The sequence below is a fragment of the Flavihumibacter sp. ZG627 genome, assembly GCF_000814325.1.
Classification (GTDB): Bacteria; Bacteroidota; Bacteroidia; order Chitinophagales; family Chitinophagaceae; genus Flavihumibacter.
The window spans coordinates 198,896-221,747 of record NZ_JPHF01000004.1; the positions used below are offsets into that span (position 1 = coordinate 198,896).

The 22,852-nt window shown below is 40.9% G+C and carries 19 protein-coding genes and 1 tRNA gene; 5 read left to right on the forward strand and 15 right to left on the reverse strand.

From position 1 onward, the window contains the following. Positions 1-19: 19 nt before the first annotated feature. The 8 genes from HY58_RS10420 to tgt form a co-directional block, all read right to left on the reverse strand. Positions 20-1,261, reverse strand: coding sequence for a TolC family protein (locus tag HY58_RS10420; RefSeq protein ID WP_039131505.1), 1,242 nt, complete (start codon positions 1,259-1,261; stop codon positions 20-22). After that, a complete protein-coding gene (locus HY58_RS10425; RefSeq protein WP_039131506.1) occupies positions 1,245-4,433 on the reverse strand; it encodes an efflux RND transporter permease subunit in 3,189 nt (1,062 codons plus the stop codon). Before HY58_RS10425 ends, HY58_RS10420 begins: the two co-directional genes overlap by 17 nt. Before the next feature lie 78 nt (positions 4,434-4,511). Beyond that, positions 4,512-4,826, reverse strand: coding sequence for a hypothetical protein (locus HY58_RS18860; RefSeq protein ID WP_052324040.1), 315 nt, complete (start codon positions 4,824-4,826; stop codon positions 4,512-4,514). 223 nt (positions 4,827-5,049) lie between these two features. Next, positions 5,050-5,123 (reverse strand) — tRNA-Ala (locus HY58_RS10435). Between the two features lie 125 nt (positions 5,124-5,248). Beyond that, a complete protein-coding gene (locus HY58_RS10440; RefSeq protein ID WP_039131507.1) occupies positions 5,249-5,776 on the reverse strand; it encodes a YceI family protein in 528 nt (175 codons plus the stop codon). Between the two features lie 144 nt (positions 5,777-5,920). Next, on the reverse strand, positions 5,921-7,246 hold the full coding sequence (locus tag HY58_RS10445) for a citrate (Si)-synthase, eukaryotic (RefSeq protein WP_039131508.1): 1,326 nt from the start codon (positions 7,244-7,246) through the stop codon (positions 5,921-5,923). Between the two features lie 134 nt (positions 7,247-7,380). Beyond that, complete coding sequence (locus tag HY58_RS10450; RefSeq protein WP_039131509.1) at positions 7,381-8,472, reverse strand: LptF/LptG family permease; 1,092 nt, start codon at positions 8,470-8,472, stop codon at positions 7,381-7,383. A gap of 62 nt (positions 8,473-8,534) precedes the next feature. After that, positions 8,535-9,674, reverse strand: coding sequence for a tRNA guanosine(34) transglycosylase Tgt (gene tgt, locus HY58_RS10455; protein WP_039131511.1), 1,140 nt, complete (start codon positions 9,672-9,674; stop codon positions 8,535-8,537). A 121-nt stretch (positions 9,675-9,795) separates the two neighbouring features. Here tgt and HY58_RS10460 point away from each other — a divergent pair, with 121 nt between their 5' ends. Genes HY58_RS10460 through HY58_RS10470 form a run of 3 tightly spaced genes read left to right on the forward strand, consistent with a single transcriptional unit; the run spans position 9,796 to position 12,266 of the window. Then, the gene (locus HY58_RS10460) at positions 9,796-10,929 is read left to right on the forward strand and encodes a glycosyltransferase (protein ID WP_052324070.1); all 1,134 of its coding nucleotides are present in this window, start codon (positions 9,796-9,798) and stop codon (positions 10,927-10,929) included. Continuing rightward, positions 10,899-11,549 (forward strand): 16S rRNA (guanine(527)-N(7))-methyltransferase RsmG, encoded by a 651-nt coding sequence (gene rsmG, locus HY58_RS10465; RefSeq protein WP_253271545.1) that lies wholly within the window; start codon positions 10,899-10,901, stop codon positions 11,547-11,549. Before HY58_RS10460 ends, rsmG begins: the two co-directional genes overlap by 31 nt. A gap of 60 nt (positions 11,550-11,609) precedes the next feature. Beyond that, a complete protein-coding gene (locus tag HY58_RS10470; RefSeq protein ID WP_039131513.1) occupies positions 11,610-12,266 on the forward strand; it encodes a response regulator transcription factor in 657 nt (218 codons plus the stop codon). 184 nt (positions 12,267-12,450) lie between these two features. On the opposite strand, the gene HY58_RS10475 is transcribed toward HY58_RS10470, so the two are convergent. The 6 genes from HY58_RS10475 to HY58_RS10500 all read right to left on the reverse strand — a co-directional run bounded on the left by HY58_RS10475 (position 12,451) and on the right by HY58_RS10500 (position 18,037). Beyond that, a complete protein-coding gene (locus HY58_RS10475; RefSeq protein ID WP_039131514.1) occupies positions 12,451-14,376 on the reverse strand; it encodes a M1 family metallopeptidase in 1,926 nt (641 codons plus the stop codon). Positions 14,377-14,496: 120 nt separating this feature from the next. After that, the gene (locus tag HY58_RS10480; protein ID WP_039131516.1) at positions 14,497-14,946 is read right to left on the reverse strand and encodes a PepSY-like domain-containing protein; all 450 of its coding nucleotides are present in this window, start codon (positions 14,944-14,946) and stop codon (positions 14,497-14,499) included. Positions 14,947-15,007: 61 nt separating this feature from the next. Then, positions 15,008-15,676 carry a 16S rRNA (cytidine(1402)-2'-O)-methyltransferase gene (gene rsmI / locus HY58_RS10485; protein ID WP_039131517.1) on the reverse strand — a complete coding sequence of 223 codons (669 nt, stop codon included), beginning with the start codon at positions 15,674-15,676 and terminating at the stop codon, positions 15,008-15,010. Between the two features lie 38 nt (positions 15,677-15,714). Continuing rightward, a complete protein-coding gene (gene purS, locus HY58_RS10490) occupies positions 15,715-15,960 on the reverse strand; it encodes a phosphoribosylformylglycinamidine synthase subunit PurS (RefSeq protein ID WP_039131521.1) in 246 nt (81 codons plus the stop codon). Continuing rightward, complete coding sequence (locus HY58_RS10495; protein ID WP_039131524.1) at positions 15,957-16,721, reverse strand: phosphatidylcholine/phosphatidylserine synthase; 765 nt, start codon at positions 16,719-16,721, stop codon at positions 15,957-15,959. The genes purS and HY58_RS10495 overlap by 4 nt, the downstream gene beginning before the upstream one ends. A gap of 26 nt (positions 16,722-16,747) precedes the next feature. After that, positions 16,748-18,037, reverse strand: a complete 1,290-nt coding sequence (locus HY58_RS10500) for an aminopeptidase P family protein (protein WP_039131526.1) — start codon at positions 18,035-18,037, stop codon at positions 16,748-16,750. 293 nt (positions 18,038-18,330) lie between these two features. Here HY58_RS10500 and pckA point away from each other — a divergent pair, with 293 nt between their 5' ends. Then, on the forward strand, positions 18,331-19,935 hold the full coding sequence (gene pckA / locus HY58_RS10505; RefSeq protein ID WP_052324041.1) for a phosphoenolpyruvate carboxykinase (ATP): 1,605 nt from the start codon (positions 18,331-18,333) through the stop codon (positions 19,933-19,935). A gap of 195 nt (positions 19,936-20,130) precedes the next feature. Continuing rightward, on the forward strand, positions 20,131-20,676 hold the full coding sequence (locus tag HY58_RS10510; protein ID WP_172644642.1) for a DUF922 domain-containing protein: 546 nt from the start codon (positions 20,131-20,133) through the stop codon (positions 20,674-20,676). 18 nt (positions 20,677-20,694) lie between these two features. Here HY58_RS10510 and HY58_RS10515 read toward each other — a convergent pair whose 3' ends face one another. Beyond that, on the reverse strand, positions 20,695-22,851 hold the full coding sequence (locus tag HY58_RS10515) for a peptidase domain-containing ABC transporter (RefSeq protein WP_039131531.1): 2,157 nt from the start codon (positions 22,849-22,851) through the stop codon (positions 20,695-20,697). Between the last annotated feature and the right edge of the window lies 1 nt (position 22,852).

Sequence of the window (22,852 nt, forward strand, 5' to 3'; positions counted from 1 at the left end):
TAATAAGAATAAACCAATGCTATTTATATATTTCCCTTTCATAGTCTACAATCATTTGATAGAGTTTAGCCTTCTCGTCTGCAATATTTACCTGCATCATTGATAATGCTTCCCAATCACCGATAAGGGTTGTAAGAGGAAGTTTATTTTCCTGATAGGATAAATAATTAACATCAAAGGCTTTCTGCAATGCTGGCAAAATCTTTACTTCCATTGCATTGATGCGAGCCTGCATGGATATTATTTCATACTGCATCCCATAAAGCATTCCTTGTGTTTCCTGCAGCATAGCTGATCGCTCATTCTGCATGGCGTCAATAGTTAACTCCATAGCTTTGATATCATTCCTGTACATTTTTGATGCCCACGGTGCAATGGGTATACTTACCATAGCCATAATACTGAATGCATTCGGCATCATTGAAGCACGCGGAGTCATATGATCATAGCTTACCCTGAAATCAGGCTTACGTTCTAATTTCATGGATTGAATATTCAACGCCATTGATTGAATTGATACATCCATCTTTTTAATGTCTCCGCGCAATGAAGATAAAAAAGCAGTATCATGCAGATTTGTTTTAAACTCAGGAAGGCTGGTGGTATCGATAGTGAAAACAAAATCTCCTCTTTCGTTCATGAGGCTATTTAGGATTGCCCTGCTTTTATTAATCTCACCCTCCAGCATTATAAGCATATTCCTGTTCTGTTCAATCTGAGCCTCAGCGCGAAAGATATTTCCCAATAAGCTTTGGTTATATGGATACCGAACCTCTTCAATTTTTTTCATTGTTTCCAGTATCCTTTCATTCTTTTCCAAAATGCCACGTTTCTTCTCGGCCACCACCCAGTTATAATAAAGTTTCTTGCCCATTGCTTTGAGATCATTCAATGTAATAACCCTTTCAGCCAGATCAATCTCTCCTTTACTTTGTATGAATGATTTTTTGGCCTTCTGTTTATGGGGATTGGGAATTTCTTGCTCCAGTTTGATCATAAATGAACCCTTATCCCTGTCATCCATAGGTTTTGAATAGGGATACATAAAGGTTCCAGCACCAACCATGGGAGCCATCCATGCAGTAGATGCCTCAGCACTAAACTGATAACTACGAGCTTTCAGATCATATGATTTCAATAATATATTATTGCTATCAATTCTTTCCAAAATCGCCTGCAAGCTCATCATAGTTGTATCCTGCGCAGAAGCAATATTCTGAATGGATAGTATCCAAATGCCCAGATTAATGATTTGTTTCATGGATCTCGATTTTTTTATATTTCCTTAATTCATATTCTTTGGTGATCAGAAAAATAAGAGGTGTTACCAAGAGAATATGAGTGGAAGAAGTAAGCACACCTCCTATCATAGGAAGTACAATAGGTTTCATTATATCGGTGCCAACTCCGGTTGCCCACAAAATGGGAACCAATCCAAAAAGGGACACACATACTGTCATGAGTTTAGGCCTTAATCGCTTGGCTGCACCCATTACCACATATTCTCGCAAATCGTCCTTTGTAATAGAAGCTGAACTGTTTCCTTTCTTTGCCACTAACTGCTGCATTGCATCATTAAGGTATATTACCATTACAATGCCCGTTTCAACTGCAATACCAAAAAGTGCTATAAATCCTACCGCAACACCAACAGAAAGATTCACTCCCCACAAATAAATCATATAAGCACCTCCTATAAGAGCAAATGGTACTGTGATAAGACTTAAGAAAGCTTCCCTGATGGAATGAAAAGCAAAATAAAGCGAGAAGAAAATTATGAGAAGAACAATGGGGGCAATCCATAATAAGGTCTGTTGTCCTCTTATTAGATTTTCATATTGTCCACTCCATTCAAGGTAATATCCTTCCGGAAGAATTCCCTTTTGATTATTGAGTTTAGCTATAGCATCTTTTACTGTCCCTCCGAGATCGCGGTCACGCACATTAAACATGACGGCCCCACGTAATAAAGCATTTTCAGAATTAATCATAGGTGGACCATCCTGAAGAGATACATTAGCCACAGATCCAAGTGCCACTTCACCGAAAGCCTTGCTTTGTAGGGGTATTCGCTTGATTCTTTCAATACTGTTTCTGTAATCCTGTGCAAGTCTTACATTAATACTGAATCGTTGGCGTCCTTCTATAGTCTGACCAATTGCACTGCCTCCCAGTGCAGCTTCAACGGTGGAGTTCACATCATCAATCGTTAAACCGAATCTTGCCAATGATGCCCTGTCAGGTTCCATATGCATATATTTCCCCCCAGTTATAGGTTCAACATACAGATCAGTTATGCCAGGAGTTCCTTCAAGCGCGTGTTTAATTTTTTCCGAAACCGATGCGATTGTATCCAGATGCTGCCCAAAAACTTTAATGCCGACATCAGTACGGATTCCGGTTGAAAGCATATTAATACGATTTATGATAGGCTGGGTCCATCCATTTACAACACCAGGAATCTGAAGCTTCCGATCCAACTCATTAATAATATCTTTTTTAGTAACTCCATCCCGCCATTGATCTTTTGGCTTAAGCATTATAATAGTCTCAATCATACTAATAGGAGAATTATCGGTTGCAGTACTTGCACGGCCAGCCTTTCCTAATACCTTTTCTACTTCAGGTACTGATTTAATTATTTTATCCTGTACTTGTAAAATACGCTTCGCTTCACCATTGCTGATATCCGGTAAAGTGACTGGCATGAAGAGTATGCTTTGTTCATCAAGTGGCGGGATAAATTCTGTTCCTACCCTCATCATCAGGGGCACCGTTATTAAAAGAGCAATTATATTGATTGCTATGGTCGTTTTTCTCCATTTTAATACCCATCGGATTATGGGTTCATAAATCCGTTCCAGTAACCGATTAACCGGATTTGCATTATCGGGGCGGAATTTTCCTTTCATGAAAAAGGATATTAATACCGGTGCGAGTGTAATAACCAACAATGCATCCACTACCATTATAAAAGTCTTGGTGTATGCAAGGGGGTGAAACATTTTGCCTTCCTGCCCGGTGAGCATGAAAACCGGAAGAAAGGAAGTAATGATGATAACAGTTGCGAAGAATACACCTCTGCTCACCTGTTTACTCGATTTTTCTATGGTCTGTAAACGTTCCTCTTCAGTGATCCAATTTTTATATGGCTTGTTGGTCTTTAACCAGTTTGCATATTTTTCTCCCAGGTGTTTATAGGCATTTTCACTCATTATAATCCCATTATCCACAATTACACCAATTGCAAGTGCTATTCCAGTCAGAGACATAATGTTGGAGGAGATTCCGAATCCATTCAGAAGAAGAAAACTGGCTGCTATTGTGACGGGTATCTGTATGATAATACTAAGGGCACTACGCCAATGGAAAAGAAAAATAATCACAACAAGTGACACTACTATCATTTCTTCAACGAGTGTTGTCTTAATGGAGGAAATAGACTCTTTGATAAGTTCTCCCCGGTCATAAACAATGTCGAATTTCACACCCTTAGGGAGGCCAAGGGAAATTTCCTCCATTTTTACTTTCACTCGGTCAATTACCTCCGAAGCGTTTTCTCCATAACGCATCACTACAATTCCTCCAACCTTTTCCCCTTCCCCATCCTGATCAAAAATTCCAAGTCGTGATTCTCCCGTCATTTGTACGGTTCCAATATCAGACACACGAACAGGTATTCCCCCATTATTTGCAATTGGTATATTTTCAATCTCCTCAACCGATTTGAGGTAGCCGCTCGTTTTGATGATATATCCAATATCACTCATTTCAAATTTCCTACCACCACTTTCATTATTATTAGAACGAATTGCTGCGATTACATCTGAAATAGATAATTTGAAATAAAGTAGTTTATTTGGCTGAATTGTAACCTGGTATTGCTTTTGAAATCCACCGAAGGAAGCGATCTCACTAACCCCAGGTACATTTTGCAATGCAAACCGGACATACCAATCTTGAATGGCCCGCTGTTCACCAAGGTCCATATTCTCTGCATTAAGGGTATACCAAAGAATGTGACCAACGCCGGTACCATCCGGCCCGAGCTGGGGACTTATGCCAGGTGGAAGACTCCTGCTAACGGTACTAAGCCTTTCCAAAACTCTTTCACGTGCCCAGTAGATGTCCACATCATCTTCGAAGATCACATAGATAAAACTCATTCCAAACATTGATGATCCCCGTACATACTTAATTCGTGGCAGACCTTGTAAGTTTGTAACCAATGGATAGGTGATCTGGTCTTCTACCAGCTGGGGCGCACGTCCCATCCATTCGGTGAACACTATTACCTGATTCTCCGAAAGATCCGGAATAGCATCGATCGGATTTTTCTTTATAGCAAATATTCCAGCAATGAAAAGGCCAAGCGACAATAACAAGACTATATATCTGTTACGCAGGCTCCATTCGATGAGACCATGTACCATAATCGAAAATTAGGGAGATAAAATAAAAGACATGATTATGCACTACAGCAATATTTATATTACTGAAGGATAATTTTATCAAATACGAATGGACCCAATAAAAAGAAAAATTGGATGACTGACCGTTCGGTGTGGCGCATTGGAGTTAGGTATGCGCTTTTCTGCGAAAAATACTTTTTCAGCAGTAAAATAAGAGAAATGAACCTCATTAATAATAGGTTCATAAGTGGTAAATAGATTTTCAGCTGCTTTTTTCTGATCCTGATCCAACTTTACAAAACATGCTTCATTATCACAACAACCTTTGCTCTCTGAAGAATGAATATCCATACCGCATTCAGAGCAGTTATTTTTACTCGGTTCAAACAAGCTCCAATCGGCCAGTTTGCCCATACAGTAGTGGATGTTTAATGCGATTCCTGTGCTTAGGGAAAGGTAAACAAATGCTAGTATGGTAAATAATATTCGCAAGGAGTAATAATATCTCAAAAATAAGTATAAATACAAGAGTGATATTACATAATTAGGAAATCGGTTTCAAAATTGTGGCAGCAAAAGCAAAGAATGCCATAAGTAAGCATAAAAAAGGGAATGCCATCGCATTCCCTGAATAAAGTGGAGAATACCGGAGTCGAACCGGTGACCTCTTGCATGCCATGCAAGCGCTCTAGCCAGCTGAGCTAATTCCCCAATTTTTAAGAACATATCCCCTTAAACAGGGTGTGCAAATATAGAACCCTGTTTGATACCAACAAAAATTTCCCGCCTATTGGCGGGAATAAAAATCGGATATAATATATAATGAATTCGACCTCTTAAGATTGTTTTATAACCTCGACGTTGATGAGAAGTTTAACTTCATCAGCTACTACAATGCCTCCTGCTTCTGTTACCGCACTCCATGCCAATCCATAATCCTGACGGTTGATTTTACCTGTTAATTCAAAACCAGCTACAGTATTTCCATAAAAATCATTCTGAATACCGCCAAACTCTACAGCAAGAGTTACATGCTTTGTTGTACCTCGAAGAGTTAAATCACCGGTTAACTGGTAATCATTCCCTGATTTATTCGTAAAAGAAGTGGAATGGAATTCTAATTTAGGATGACTTCCTGCATCAAAGAAATCTGCAGATTTAAGGTGTCCATCTCTTTGGTCGTTTCCGGTAGTGATACTATCAATATCAGCTGTAAAGTCAATTTTAGCATCTTTAAAATCATCGGATTCAGATTCTATTGTTCCTTCAAAACTGGTGAATTTTCCAGTTACTGTAGAAATTACGAGATGCTTTACTTTAAATGCAATTTCAGAGTGATTGTTATCAATTTTCCAGGTTGCCATAATGTTTGAGTTTTAATGATAAAGCAAAATTAATGTTTAAACATCGTTTAGCCAAATCTTATGCTGTTAATTATTTTCAAAATGGCAACAATAAAAAAAATCCAGCCAAAGCCGGATTTACTATTTGTTATGTTAAGCACTACGTTATTCCCCCCAAACCTCTTCCTCACCTTTAAGCCATTTTTTCACAAGCTCGGTGGTCACAGATTTTGGCCTTTCGAGTGGGAAAGAAAGTGCACGGCTCCATATCAGGCTGGCCATTACGCCCAATGCACGGCTAACACCGAACATGACAGTATAAAACTCATATTCTTTGAGTCCAAAATGAATCAGCAAGGCCCCACTATGTGCATCCACATTAGGCCATGGATTCTTAATTTTGCCGAGGCTCTGCAAAATTGGAGGCACAGTATCATATATATTCCATACTGTCTGGCAGAGGGGATCATCCGGCATATGCTTTTTACCAAATTCCATCTGGGCAGTAAATCGTGGGTCTGTTTTTCGCAAAACAGCATGTCCGTAACCCGGAACAACTTTACCGGCAGAAATGGTATCCTGCACATACGTAGCAATCTGCTCTTTAGATGGATTATCAGCGCCTAAATGCTCCTGCATTTCGAATATCCATTTAATTACTTCCTGATTTGCAAGTCCATGTAATGGTCCCGCAAGACCATTCATTCCCGCTGCAAAACTGAGATACGGATCACTTAGAGCTGAACCCACAAGGTGGGTGGTATGTGCTGATACGTTACCTCCTTCATGATCGGCATGAATTGTCATATATAGACGCATGAGCTCATGAAAGCCTTCGTTCTCATAGCCTAGCATGTGGGCAAAATTACCTGCCCAATCAAGCAGACCATTTGGTTGAATATGCTCATTGTTTTTATACTTCCTCCTATATACGTAAGCGGCAATTCTTGGCAACCTTGCTATAAGATCCATGGCATCATCAAAGGCATAATCCCAATAATCTTTTTTGTTCATGCCCTTTGAGTATTCCTTTGCAAAGTTACTTTCGGTTTGAAGCGCCATTATCCCTACCACGAACATTGTCATAGGGTGAGTACTGAGGGGTAGAGCATCGATGGTATTGAATACATGTGTAGGCACATGTGACCGTCGCTGCCATTTTGCAGTCATCTCGTTTACATCAGCTTCAGTTGGCAATTCACCATACAGCATCAAATGAAAAAGTCCCTCAGGCAATGGCTCGCTTCCATTTTTAGCTTTAGGTAACTTCACTTGTAATTCGGGAATTGAATAACCGCGAAAACGAATTCCTTCCTGGGAGTCAAGAAGTGAAGTTTCAGAAACCAATCCAGTCATTCCACGCATACCCTGGTAGATCTGGGATAAATGCACATCTCCAATCTTTTTGTTACCATGCTCTTTCAATAGGTCTTTGATTTCGGCTCCTGCCGCATCCGCTTTTGATTTGAATTTCTCTTTGTATGTGTCCATTAAGAACAATTTATATATGTACTATCGTTAGAATTTCCGACTTGCTATAACCAATAAAATTAGCTATTGTCAGTGGTACAACAAAGATTATTTGATATCAGTGCTGAATGTAAGCCATTAAAATCCAATGATAATTATTTTGGAGCATTCCGGTAAAGCCACCATGCAACAACAGCGAATATTATATTTGGAAGCCAGGCAGCCAGTGCGGGCGGGAAACTGCCTTTTGTAGAAAAAACGGTTGAGAATCTATCCATCACTACGAATAATGCCGCGGTAACTATTCCAAATGCCATATGAAGCCCACTACCGCCCCTCGTTTTTCTTGCCGCAACGGCCACTCCCATGATCGCAAGTATGAAAACAGAAACCGGTGTTGCAAAGCGGCGGTATAATTCTACTTTATAGGTATTAAGTCCCTCTGTTCCCCGCTGTTCTTCCCGCTGGATGAAAGTATACAACTCAGGTGTTGTAAACTTATCTTTCATGTATTCATCCCGACGTAATTCATCGGGTTTCATATTCAGGTCAACGATGATAAACTGGTGTCGAACTACTGTTTCTTTCAGCCCGTCAATCTTTCTTTCAAATGCATTTTCCGCACGCCATTTCCGGGTTGCAGTATCCCATCTGATGTAATCTGAACGCAGATTATAGAACACCTGGTTATCCTTTACCTTTTCGAGAAAAAAACTACTGGCTGATTTATTGAGCGTGTCATAATATTTCATTCCAACAAACGTGTTGGTATCTGCCCTGAAATAAAAATCCCGGCTACCTCCCTGCCCTGCATAATAAGTGCTGTGCTTGTCAATATATGTCTGCTTAAATGAACTATGGATCTCATTAGCTCTCGGAATTACATACGCATTTGCCCAAAGCATTAATAGCGAAAGCAGGGTCGCTCCCATCAGGTAAGGACGTAACATCCTGTTATATGGAATACCAGCTGCGAGAATGGCAACCGTTTCAGATCTGCCTGCCAGTTTAGATGTGAAGAATATAACTGATATAAATACTATCAGTGGGAAGATCATTGAAATTATGAAGGGGATAAATCCAAAATAATACTTGGTAATAATCCCGGTAAATGGTAGCCCCGATTTAACAAAATCATCTGTTTTTTCACTGGCATCTATAACCATTGCAATAATGGTGATCGTGAGGATGGTGAACACGAAGGTCACCATGAATTTTTTAAATATATACCAGTCGAGGATCTTCATTTATTTCTCTGTTACCACAATCAAAAGTAGGCGAAATATATGTTGAATTAAGGTTAAGAAGATCAGCATCTGGTTTTAAGCACAGGGATCATCTCATTTTTCCAGCGTTGGAAATCTCCGACGATAATATGTTCACGCGCCTGTTTTACAAGCCAGAGATAGAAACCCAGATTATGTATACTCGCAATCGTTAATCCAAGTATCTCCTTTGCTTTTACAAGGTGACGTAAATAGGCCTTACTATAATAATTACTGAAATTGCAATCAATCCCTTCATCAATAGGTGAAAAATCCTTTTCCCATTTTTTATTATCTATGTTTATTACCCCTTTGCTTGTAAACAACATAGCATTCCTACCATTACGTGTTGGCATAACACAATCAAACATATCCACCCCTAAGGAAATATTCTCCAGAATATTCCAGGGAGTACCTACACCCATGAGATAGCGGGGCTTATCTTCAGGCAGGTTTTCGCAACAGAGTGCAGTAAGTTCATACATCATTTCTTCAGGTTCGCCCACACTAAGACCGCCAATAGCATTACCCACTGCCCCTTTCGAAGAAATGTATTCGCAGGATGCCTTCCTGAGATCAGCAAAAGTGCTACCCTGTACAATAGGGAAAAGGTTCTGCGAATATCCATACAGGTCAGGGGTTTCAGCCAAACGGTTAACACATCTGCTTAACCATCGATGGGTTAGGTCCATAGATTTCCTGGCATATTCATAATTGCTGGGGTAAGGCGGACATTCATCAAAGGCCATAATGATATCTGCACCAATCACCCGTTGAATATCCATTACACTTTCGGGGGTGAACATATGCTTTGACCCATCTATATGCGATTGAAACAATGCTCCATCTTCCGTCAGCTTTCGGTTACCAGCCAGCGAAAACACCTGGTAGCCACCGCTATCTGTAAGGATGGGGTGATTCCAGCCATTGAAACGGTGTAATCCCCCTGCTGCCTGTAATACCTCCGTTCCAGGTCTGAGGTAAAGATGATAGGTATTACCAAGTATGATTGTTGCCTTAACCTCATCCTGCAATTGCTGCTGTGATACTGCTTTAACGCTACCTACTGTACCCACGGGCATGAATATGGGTGTTTGAATACTGCCATGGTCAGTGTTAATGATACCCGCCCGTGCTTTGGACGATGGATCCTGATGCTGGAGACAGAAAGAAAGTGCTGACATGGCCGCAAAGGTAGGGGCTGCGATGGAGTTATCCCCAGTTGTTGATGATTCACATGCCAATAATCTTAACCTAAACGTATTTTTGTAGTCAGCAGACAAAACACCCCAAGCCCAGATGTTTATGGATTTATCGCAGCTTCAGTTTAACTGGCGGCTCACCGCCTTCGTCATTTTTTGTGTCATCAGTTTTATCCAACTCCTATATTATTGGGGATTTTTCAGCAGATTGGCTTTTTTCAGGAAAAAACCTAAAGAAATCAATCAGCAACATCCTGTTTCAGTTGTAATCTGCGCTCGCGATGAGGCTGGTAACCTGGCAAGAAACCTTCCCGGAGTCTTGTTCCAAAAATATCCCAGCACTCACGAGATCCTTGTCGTTAATCATAATAGTCAGGATGATACCCGCTACCTCCTGGAAGAATTCAGGAAAACATTCAAAGGACTGGAAATAGTTAATCTGGAACAGGAGGCGAAAGGAATACCCGGAAAAAAATACCCACTCTCGATGGGTATCAGAGAAGCAAATCATGAGGTGCTACTCCTGACAGACGCGGACTGTGTACCCGCTTCTGAACATTGGCTATACAAAATGCAGGACGCCTATGAACCAGGCGTTGATATTGTATTAGGGTATGGGGCCTACCACAAACGGCCAGGCTTATTAAACAAACTTATCCGTTTTGAAACTTTTCATACCGCACAGCAATACCTTTCATATGCGCTCGCAGGAATACCTTATATGGGAGTTGGACGAAACTTATCCTATAAAAGAGAACTATTCCTGAAAAATAAAGGTTTTAGTTCCATCAACCACTTACCCGGGGGAGATGATGATCTGTTCATAAACAAAGTTGCCACTGCAAGCAATGTAAAGGTGGTACTTGACCCGGAAGCTTTCACTTTGTCTGAAGCAGAAAAGACATTCGGGAACTGGTACCGTCAGAAGACCAGACATTATACTACAGGTAAATACTATCGGCCCATGTTCAGATTTTTACTTGGATTGTATACCCTCTCCCTGTTTCTTTATTATCCATTATTCCTTTTAAGCCTATTGGTATACAACTGGCAACTTACGCTCGCAGTTTTTGGATTGCGATTTATCAGTCAGGCCCTGATAAATTACCGCTCAATGATCAAACTGGGTGAAAAAGATCTATGGGCCTTGTGGTGGCTCTATGATATTTGGATGTTCTTTTATTATTGCATCTTTGCAATTGCATTATGGAAAAAACCCCGTCAAAACTGGAGCTGATCGAGAAATATTTTACTGATTTTACTCCCAGGCAAAAAGAACAACTTAATGCTCTGGGGGATTTGTATCTCAATTGGAATAGTAAGATCAATGTAATCTCCAGAAAGGATATAGACCACCTTTATGAAAATCATGTATTGCATTCACTGAGTATTGCCGCAGCTTTTTCATTTCCTCCCGGATCAAAGATTATTGATATTGGTACTGGGGGTGGGTTTCCTGGAATTCCCCTGGCCATTTTTTTTCCCGAATCCGAATTCCTGCTGGCAGATAGTATCAATAAGAAATTAACGGTGGTAAAAGAGGTAGTAAATGCCATTGGTTTAACGAATATATCTACCCGGCATGGCAGGGTGGAAGAAATCCGCGACCGGAAGTTTGATTATGCTGTGAGCAGGGCGGTTGCACCCTTAAAAACGCTCTGGCAATGGAGCCGACCACTCCTCCTTAAACGCCCTTCAGAAGGTGAGTATCCGGCATCGGGACTAATCTGCCTTAAAGGCGGTGATCTCTCCCAGGAAATCTCAGAGAGTGGTGTCAAGCCTCATGTACTTGAAGTATTTAGCCTTTTCCCGGAAGAATTTTTCCGCGAAAAATATGTGATTTATGTACACCGGTAACTCTCCACAATTACCACTTTGTGGTATTGCAGAAATCATATATAAGCGCAACTTTGCACTATGGCTATAACTGTATGTATTGTAGATGACACTCACGATATAAGGCTGGCCCTTGAAGAGATCGTTCAGCTTTCGGAAGAATTTCAATTGTTGGGAAGTTTTTCTAGTGCCGAAGAGGCGATAAGCAAAATGCCATTGCTACAGCCCAAAGTAGTTTTGATGGATATAAATCTTGGAGGCATGAGTGGTATTGAATGTGTGAGAAGAATGAAGCCCGAAAATCCTGAAATTCTTTTCATGATGTGCACCGTGTATGAAGAGGATGAAAAGATCTTCGAAGCTCTCAGCGCCGGGGCAAGCGGATATATTCTCAAGAAAACCTCGCCCGCCAAATTACTGGAGGCCATTAGAGAACTCAATGAAGGTGGGGCTCCCATGAGTACCCAGATTGCCCGCAAGGTAGTAGCTGCCTTTCAGCATAAACCAGTTACTCCGGAAATTGCAGACATCTCAAATACGGCATTGGGAACAATTGGCATTCTCTCCAACAGGGAAAGGGAAATCCTCGAACTCCTTGCAAAAGGATTACAATACAAGGAAATATCTGCCCAACTTTTCATTACCGGAGAAACAGTTCGTAAACATGTATATCATATTTATGAAAAACTACATGTAAGCAACCGGGTAGAGGCTGTAAACAAGTATTTCGGTCGATAAAATACCCACTTTGTGGTATATACAGGAAAAAAATGCGCTGTATTTTTGGGTCGCAACAAGAGAGGGATGCCTCAAATATTGTTAATCATTAACCTTACCTACTGATTCGCCGCCCGTTTTTGGCTTATCATAAATGATAATGCCGCTGCTAAGCAACGGCATTATCATAATTATGGAATAGTGATCACCAGTTCAGATCAAGTGTATTATCCTTTGGATTCACATCAGCCATACGGCCTGAAGGATCAATTTCCACCTTAACGATATCCTGAAGCCTTCTCGATGTACTTACCTCGTATGTAGGATGCGTCCACTTCCATGCTTCATATGTCTTGTTGTTCATTTTCGGCTCTTCCACCCCTTTAGCACCAAACATAAGGTACATTGGCACATAATGCAATTCTTTAGAACCATCACGGAAAGTAATCATAACATCAACTGGCATTGGCATCTTACCACTTCGTTTCAACCTGATACGGGTTTCATTACCACGTTCGAATAAACTATCAATACCATAATCGATTGTTTTGGTTGTATTAACCCAGTATTCACGGTACCAGTCCAGTTTCATACCACTCCTTTTTTCTGCTACCCTAATAAAATCATTGACATTGGGATGTTTGAATTTCCAGGTATTGTAATAGTCAAGCAGAATGCGATCGCGCGTTGCTGCCCCAACGATATATCCCAGTTGTTCAAGAAATATCTCCCCTTTTGAATACGCAGCGATACTGTAAGCGAAATTGGTTTCATAATGATCTGAATGGGTGGTCATTGGTTCTTCTTTACCACTGCGTACCAATGCAAAATAATTCTGGTATGCTCCGGCATGCGGATTCTGCATTGACTTCTCATCAGCGATTCTCCGGGGCCCTGTGCCCTCTGCTGACCTTGTTACTTTCTCTTCGAAACTTACATCGCGGTAATAGCGATCCACCAGGCTTTCTGCATAAGAAGTGAAACCCTCATCCATCCATGCATAGAGGCTCTCATTTGTGGCAAGAACCATCTGGTACCAGTTATGCATCCATTCATGGAAAGCTGTTCCCAAACTTGGACCGCTGAGTAAAGTTGACATCGGGTATTCCATACCCCCATCACCCCCTTGTATAAATGAATATTGCTTATAAGGATATTTCCCAAAGTTTTTCTCTATAAACGGAAGTACCTTAACCGCTGCATCAGCAATCTTCGTCCATGCATCATCATTTTTGGTGTCGTTCTCCTTATAATTATAAAGTACGTGAATGGTAGGGCCCTGGGGAATTTTCCTTACTATATGCCTGAACTCCGGATCAGCGGCCCACATGAAATCGTGTACTTCAGGTGCAATGAAATGCCAGGTGAGTTTCGAACCCGTAGGTTGGGTTACCCTGGAACCAGGGGCTTCATAACCATAGCCTATCTGCTGAGCATTCTGTAAATACCCGGTACCACCAAGAATATAGTTTCTATCAATTGAAATCTTTACATCAAAATCACCCCAAACGCCGTGAAATTCACGTGCTACATAAGGTGTAGGGTGCCAGCCCTCAAAATCATACTCGCAAATTTTGGGGTACCATTGACTCATACTATAACGTACACCAGTGGTTGGATTATCCCTGCCGGAGCGACGGATCTGCAAAGGCACCTGGGCTTCAAATTCCATATTAAAAACCACCTTGGTTTTAGGTAAAATTGGTTTTGTCAGCGTAACTTCCAATATAGTTTCATGCACCTTGAATGATTGAACCATACCATTCATTTTTAGCGAAAGGATCTTCTGGTAACCCATTTCTTCAGGTTTCAGATTCTGTATCCGGTCACGAACCCGTCCATCCCAATCCTGGCGGTTATTTGAATGTACGACCTTGCCGAGTTCGCGACTGCGGGCATCCATCATACTGTTGGGCTGGAACGCATTCCAATACAAATGATAAAAAACACGGTGAAGGGTATCCGGAGAATTGTTAGTGTACTCCAGATGTTGCTTACCTGTAAACCGGTTTGTATTTACATCCATATTGATGTCCATTTTATAACGGACACGCTGTTGCCAACCGCTTGTTTGCGCATGTGTTAAACTAAGGCTGCCAACAACAAATAGTAATAACAAAAAATACTTCATTTTCTTGTATGTGTTAGATTGATGCGATGATCTGCAAATTTCAGTAAAAATGCCTAATGCAATAAATAAAGCAGGGTCCAGAATAATCTGAACCCCGTAGCATTAATAATATTTATTATATCAGAGCGTGAGCTTGTCTTTTAATAATCTTCCGTTTGATGCAAAGATAAGGTCCCGCTTATTCAGGTCCGATTTGCGAACTAGCAAACGGTACTCAAGGTGATCATCGGGATAAATCAACTGGTAATAACTGTCAATCTCCCAGTCTGCATATTTACTTTTTGAAAGCCCCTCTTCCACGGCATCAGGAACATCATCTTCGGTTATATCTTTCTGTGAGCTTATCCAAGTACCATCATTTTTAAATCCAGCCTCATAACGATCATTATTCATCTGGAAGTATACAACATAATGTGTGAGCTTATCCTTCCATTCAACACTTTCCGCATTGCGATACTTGTATTTGAAAGCATCGGTGACCACTGCCGGAATCTTCCTGATCTGTGCCCATCCTTCTTTGGGAAGGCTTACAAATGAAAGAAATAAAATTGCGATGATCGCTGATCTCATGATTGTTATGGTTTATTCAATGCAAATATCCTATGCATCCTGATAATGAAATCATAAAAAATTAAGAATTGACACCTGCAACAACCAGTACTATCTCCCCTTTAACAGTTTTGCCACTGAAATAACCCGCTACTTCCAAAAGAGTTCCCCTTTTATTCTCCTCAAACATTTTAGTTAACTCCCTGCTTACACAGCATTGCCTTTCACCACCAAAATATAAGGCGAGTTCTTCCAGTGTTTTAACCAATCTCATGGGAGATTCGTAAAATACCATGGTCCTCTCTTCTAAGGCCAGCCTCTTTAACATTGTCTGCCTTCCTTTTTTTGGTGGAAGAAACCCTTCAAAGCAAAACCTGTTGATCGGGAGTCCGCTATTTACCAATGCAGGAACAAAAGCGGTAGCCCCAGGCAAACACTCAACCCTGATGTCATGACGAATGCATTCACGTACTAACAGGAAAGCAGGATCAGATATTCCGGGAGTACCCGCATCAGTTAATACAGCCATTTTTTTTCCACCCACCAGTTGTTCTACAAGATGCTGCAGAACTTTATGTTCGTTATGCTGATGATACGGACTTAATGGTTTCTGAATATTATAATGTGTTAACAACCTCGCCGAATTCCGTGTATCCTCAGCCAGGATCAGATCTACCGTACCCAGCACTTCCAAAGCCCTTAGTGTTATATCCTGCAGGTTTCCAATGGGCGACGGAACTAAGTAGAGCATCGGGAAATTTTGTTAGAAGAAGAACAAGGTTCTTAAGATCAATTGATGGTGATCTCAAATTGTTCCATTACAGGATTTGCGAGAAGTTTTTTTGCAGCTTGCTCAGCAATAGATCTGGCTTCATCCCCGTCGGCCGCTTCAACCTGCAGTGTAATGTTTTTTCCTATGCGAACATCAGTTATTGCGTTGAGTCCAAGATTTCCCAATCCACCCATAACAGCCTTGCCCTGAGGATCAAGGAGTTCTTTAAGGGGCATTACTTTAACCTGTACAGAGAACGTCATTCTTTTCGGTTTTTGAGGGCCAAAGATACAATAATGTATGCAAGGAAAATAACGGGCATGGCCGCCCATTTCAATGCAATAGCTGAAATTATTGCAATGGCGAGAATTATGAGTTTGGGAATATTGCTTTGTACACTGTAGTCTTTAAACTTCAATGCCATGATGGGTAATGTACTTACCATTAGATAACTCAACACCAGTATTATGGCATAAAGTACCCATCTGTTCGACAGGATATTAATCACTGTTTCACTATTTGTATTCCAATAAATAAGTGGCATTGAGGCAACTACTAATCCGACAGCAGGAACCGGAACGCCTTTAAATCCATATGACTGACTTTCATCAATATTGAATCGCGCGAGACGGTATGCTGCAGCACAGGGAATAAGGACTGATGGCAGTAACCAGATTAAACTGGTATCAAGGCCATTCTCATCTGCAGCAAAACTTAACCTCAGAAACTGGTATAGGATTAATCCCGGTGCCACGCCAAAACTCACAACATCAGCCAATGAATCCAGTTGTTTACCCATTGCACTACTAGCTTTCAAAAGGCGTGCAATAAAACCATCAAAGAAATCAACAACTGCGGCTATAGCTATGAAAAGTGATGCAAGCCAGATCTTTTCAGGCATATCAACCATATACTGCCCTGCTGATCCGTTCACCATGGTTATGCCATTCTGAAGAATGACAATTATTGCCATGAAGCCAAAAACAAGATTTAAAAGGGTAAAGAGATTCGGAATTTGTTTCATGCTTTGTTCAGGGTTTACTTAAGCAGTTATTTTTTCATAAGTTTTTCTATCTCTTCAGCAGTAATGGGAATATTTTCGAATAAATCCTTATTACCTGTTCTGGTGATCCAGACATTGTTTTCTATACGTACCCCCATTTGTTCTTCTTCAATATAAATTCCTGGCTCGATCGTAAAGACCATTCCTGCTCTTATTGGTTCGGTTCGGGTACCAAGGTCGTGAACATCTATTCCAAGATGATGGGATATTCCATGGTATAGGTATTTCCGATATGCCCTGTTTTCCGGATCTTCATTCTTTACAGCATCCTTCGTTAACAAACCAATTTTCAGGAATTGTTTCGTAGCCTCATCCCCAACCTTCTCCGTATAGTTGAGGATTGTTATGCCAGGCTTTAATATTGATTTTGCATAATTGTGTAAGGCCAGGCATGCATTGTACACCTCTTTCTGACGTTTTGTAAATTTCCCATTTACCGGAATGGTGCGGGTAAGATCTGCACAGTAGCCGCCATACTCTGCCCCGAAATCCATAAGGATAAGTTCACCATCTTTGCATTCCTCACTATTACTTACATAATGAAGTGTCCTGGCCCTGTCACCACTGGCGATTATACTACCATAGGCCGGACCGGTGGCTCGGTTTCGGAGGAACTCATGGTAGATCTCCGCTTCGATCTCATATTCCATTACACCAGGCCTGATGAATTTCAACAATCTACGGAAAGCCTTCTCCGTTATATCAACAGCTTGCTGCATTACCACAATTTCCTGGGGCGTTTTTATGGCACGAAGTGCCTTAAGGATACGCGCGCTTCTACGATACTGGTGAAGAGGATATCGCTTGCGCATTTCCTCTGCATAACGATAATCCCTCACAGGCACCAGATTTGCTTTCCTGTCATTCTCATTCGTATTCAGATAGATAGTTTCCGCCAGGTGGATCATTGGTTGCAATAGGGCATCTAAGCTATCAAGCCAAACAATTGTTTTAATGCCCGATATGGCAGTGGCCTCCTCCCGGCGGTGGCGCCGCCCATCCCATTTCTCCTTGAGCTCGTTTGGCCTCACAAGTACTAAAATCTCCCTGTATTTTGGATCAGGGTTGGCGGGGAATAAAATCAACATTGTATCCTCCTGTTCAATGCCGGTTAGCCAGTATAAATCAGAATTCTGCTTGAACCTGAAGAGTGCATCGCCATTTGTAGGCAGCTCGTCATTACTATTGAAAATAGCTATGGAACTTGCTTCCATTCCCTTTACAAACCTCTTCCTGTTTTCAATAAATATCTTTGGATCCAGCGGCAAATATTTCATATTCAGACATTTCGGGTGGCTAAAATAACCATGATTTTCGCTATTGCTGAAAAAAAGTGGATTTGGACAGATATTGTGAAAAAAACTGAGTCATAGAACAAATAAAAAAATAGCCATCCTTCAAGCTAACAGTTGTTAGTATGTGTTTTTAAGTCAAAAAAGAAGCATTTTGCTGAACATTATTTAAAAAAATGGCTGTTTTTTTAAACAAATTCTATAGTGTTAGATGGACGCATTGTTAGTACTCTTAATTTTCAACCCATAGATTTGCGCTAACAAACGATTGTTCGAATATGTCAGTACCTACCATTATGTTTCCTGTTGACCAACTGGTAAATATTGGTCTCCATGCAGCAGATAATGTGCATTATCAATTAAGCCCGGAAGAATTAGTCCAGGATACACTTCGTTTAGGTGAGGGTGTATTAAATGATACGGGAGCACTGGTGATCAGGACGGGTGAATTTACCGGCCGGAGTCCAAAAGACAAGTTCATCGTTAAGGACGATCTTACTACCAATACAGTTCACTGGAATGAGTTTAATATCGGAATCGACGAAAAGTACTTCTTCATCATTAAGAAGAAAATCACCGATCACCTTGCCAAATGCCCTGAAATCTGGGTTCGTGACGCTTATGCATGTGCAGATAGCCGTTACAGGTTGAATATCCGGATAATTAATGAAAAACCCTGGATCAATCTCTTTTCATACAATATGTTTCTTCGCCCTACTGAAGAGGAATTGGAAACCTTCAAACCAGAATGGACGATTTTTTCAGCACCCGACCTTTTGCTTGATCCGGCAGAATGCGGCACCCGTCAGCATAATGCTGCTGTGATCTCTTTCCGCCATAAAACAATCCTCATTGCAGGAACAGGGTATACCGGTGAAACCAAGAAGGGCATTTTCAGTGTACTGAATTATATATTACCCCAGGAGCGGAATGTCCTTAGCATGCACTGTTCAGCAAACATGGGAAGGGATGGTGAAACCGCACTTTTCTTTGGACTCAGCGGAACTGGCAAAACAACTTTGAGTGCTGATCCGAAAAGAAAGCTCATCGGAGATGATGAACACGGCTGGACGGATGACAATATTTTCAATTTTGAAGGTGGCTGTTATGCAAAATGCATTGGGTTAACTGAAGAGAAAGAGCCTGAAATATATAACGCCATACGACAGGGCGCCCTGCTGGAGAATACCATGTTTTTTGATGGAACAAACCGAATTAATTTTGACGACGGATCTATAACGGAGAATACCCGGGTATCCTATCCTTTGGATTTTATCAGTAATGCACAGGAACCTTCACTGGGCAATATTCCAACGAATGTTTTCTTCCTTACATGCGACGCATATGGTGTTTTCCCCCCCCTTAGCAAACTCACAACAGAGCAGGCCATGTACCAGTTCATATCTGGTTATACCGCAAAAGTTGCAGGAACTGAAGCTGGGGTTACAGAACCAAAATCAACCTTTAGCGCTTGTTTCGGCGCTCCTTTCCTTCCACTTCATCCAGGAAAATATGCTGAAATGCTGGGGGAAAAATTGCGTAAGCATAATGTAAAAGTTTGGCTGGTTAATACCGGATGGACAGGTGGCCCTTATGGTATAGGTCACAGAATGAAACTTTCTTACACCCGCGCAATGATTACAGCAGTGCTGGAAGGCAAAATGGAAACACCTAAATATGAAACACATCCTGTATTTGGAATGGAAATGCCGCTGGAATGTCCCGGCGTTCCATCTGAGGTTCTGAATCCACGCAATACCTGGCCAGACAGTTCTGCCTATGATTACAAGTGCAAGGCACTGGCAAATCAGTTTCTGGCAAATTTTGAAAAGTATGCTTCAGGAGTGTCAGCTGAAATTTTAGCAGCTGCTCCTAAAGTTTAGTTTTATAGTTTTCGGTCTCAAACGTTGCTTGCAGTCCGCCCCGTTCACGGGGCGGAATTTTTTTGCCATATTTTAGCATTCACCCACACCACCTGAAAGAGGAGTTTTGCATCTTTGCTCTGGACAAATGTTTAATCCATGATTCTACCTTACTTAATGATAATATTGGGCGGCATCGGAATTTTAAATACCCCGGTGAATCAGCATAAATTTTCTATTCCCTTTAAAACCGGAATTACCCTTACACATACATCTCCCAGATCTGAAAAAGAAGCAATTAACTGGCGCAATCGTCGTATCCTTAACTGGTCCGATTTTAAAGGCGCACCAATAGAAAGCTCAAATAATGCTGCGTTGACAAGTACCTCTATTCTAATTAACTACGGCTATGATGAAAATGAACTTACCTACCAGTTGAAATGCAATTTTTATCCGCATAAATCTTGGACCAAAGTAGAGAAGGTATACATCCTGGCCCATGAACAAGGTCATTTCGACATATCACAGTTATATACACGAAAATTGCATAAAGCCCTCAGTGAGTATAAATTCAGGCATGCAACGGTGGAAAAAGATATTCAACTTATCTACCAGCGGATCACACAGGAGCAGGCCAGTTATCAGCAGTTGTATGATAAGGAAACAAACCATTCAAGACACAGGGACAAGCAAGTACTTTGGCAGCAAATCATAGAAGATCAGCTCGAGTCACTTAAGCATTATGCTAATTATCCTCAATAGCTTCTTCAGCAAATAGACTCATTCCGAATTTTTTGACCAATAATTATAATAAGCGCTTCCCATTTCTAATAATTCCTGATGACTGCCCGATTCCCTGACCATACCATTTTCTATAAGATGGATTGTATCTGCATTAATTATATTTCTAAGGCGGTGAGTGATCAAAATTATCGTTGTACCAGCTTTCTTTAAATCCAGAATCAATTGATTTATACAGTTTTCACTTATTGCATCAAGATTAGCTGTTGACTCGTCAAGAATCAATATCTCAGGATTTCTGTACAATGCTCTTGTAATCCCGATCCTCTGCTTTTGTCCGCCCGATAAGTTAGTACCTTTCTCTCCTATTTTGGAATAATAACCATCAGCCATTTTTTCAATAAACTGGTCTGCACCTGTGCTTCTGCAGAGTTGAATAATTCTTTCCAGATCAGGTGCCGGATCACCAATGGCAATGTTTTCTATGATCGTTCCATTAAACAGATCTATTTGCTGAGGAACAACTCCTACATAATTCCGCAAGCTATTATTATTAAAATATGTAATGTCAAAATCGCCTATGAATATTTTTCCTTCTTTTAATGGATAGAGATTCAACAGCAATGATATAATGGTGGATTTTCCACATCCGCTTTCCCCTACCACAGCAGTAATGCTGGATTTCCTGATCCGGAATTCAAGATTAGTAAAGATCATACTCCGGGGGCCATAACTAAAACAAACATTACTGAATACAATGTCACCACCCATTGGGCTATTTAGTTCTAATAATGGTACTCCTGAAATTTGTTCTGCATCAAGATCTATCACTTCAAATAATCTTTCTGCAGCAATTGTCGCATCCTGGATCATTTTACCCGAACCAATCAGTGAAGCAACCGGACCAGTAAAATATCCAATCAGTGAATAAAAACTCAACAGTTCTCCGGCCGATAATTCCTGTTTCATTACAAACCAGGCGCCAATCCATAGTACAACGATGATCAATAGCCGATTGATAAATTCGGAACTTGTTCCTATGAAAAGATTATAAAGTCCGGACTTATATCCAGTGTTAATTAAACTGAAAAAACTATCCTCTGTTCGTTCTACCACATATTCACCCAGGTTAAGTCGCTTTACTGTGGAAGCATTGTGAAGTCCTTCAACGAAGCATGATTCAAGTTCAGCAGACCTTTCCATTATGCTACGCTGCCATTTTCTATTCGTTTTTGCGGCAATCTGATATAGTAGAAGATAAACAGGAAGTACTGCCATAACAATTAACGCAAGCTTCCAATAGTATAGAAACATCAAAACTACAGTGAACAATACAATCAGGACACTTACCATAAGGCTAAGAGCCAATTCATTTATGAAGATCCGGATCTTTATTGCGTCTCCCACCCGGCTTAAAATTTCGCCCACCCGCATTGTGTCAAAAAATCGTACAGGAAGACGAAAGAGGTGTTTATAATATCCTGTTACCAATCTTGCATCCAAAGCCTGTCCTATCTTTAATCCAATAAGAGATCTGCATAAGCCGATCACAACCTGAATGATAATAAGAATAATCATTATGGAACTCATCATATGCAATAACTCCAAACTGGAATTACCAATAACATCGTCGATGAGTTTCTGTATGTAGATGGATGTGGCGAATCCCAGGAGCGTATAAACGATGGCTCCCAGCAAAGCCTGCAGCATATCAGGATAGTGGGGCTTAACCAGTTCCATGAATCTTGAAGAAACAGAGAGTTTTCTGTTCTTTGGTGTAAAACCTGGCTGTGGAGCAAACATCACTATCACACCCGACCATTTTGAAAGAAACAGATCCAGACCCTCCGATTCAGTTTTCCCCGTAGCCGGATCCATATACTCTACTACTAATTTTCTTATCCTGTATACAACCACATAGTGCTGCAATCCTGAATTGAGTACCAGGTGTGCGATCGCGGGTAATTGAACCAGGGAGAGATTATCTTTATTTGCCCTAACAGCCCTTGCACTCAATCCAAATGCTTCGGCGGCCTCCTTCAATCCTAGTAAACTAGTGCCTTGCTGATCGGTTCCCGCATATTGCCGAATCTGACTAACAGTAACGAAGGTGTCGTAATAATCCAGTATTGAGGCAATACATGCAGCACCACAATCGGTGATATCACGTTGCCTGATAGCTTTGACCTTTTTCATT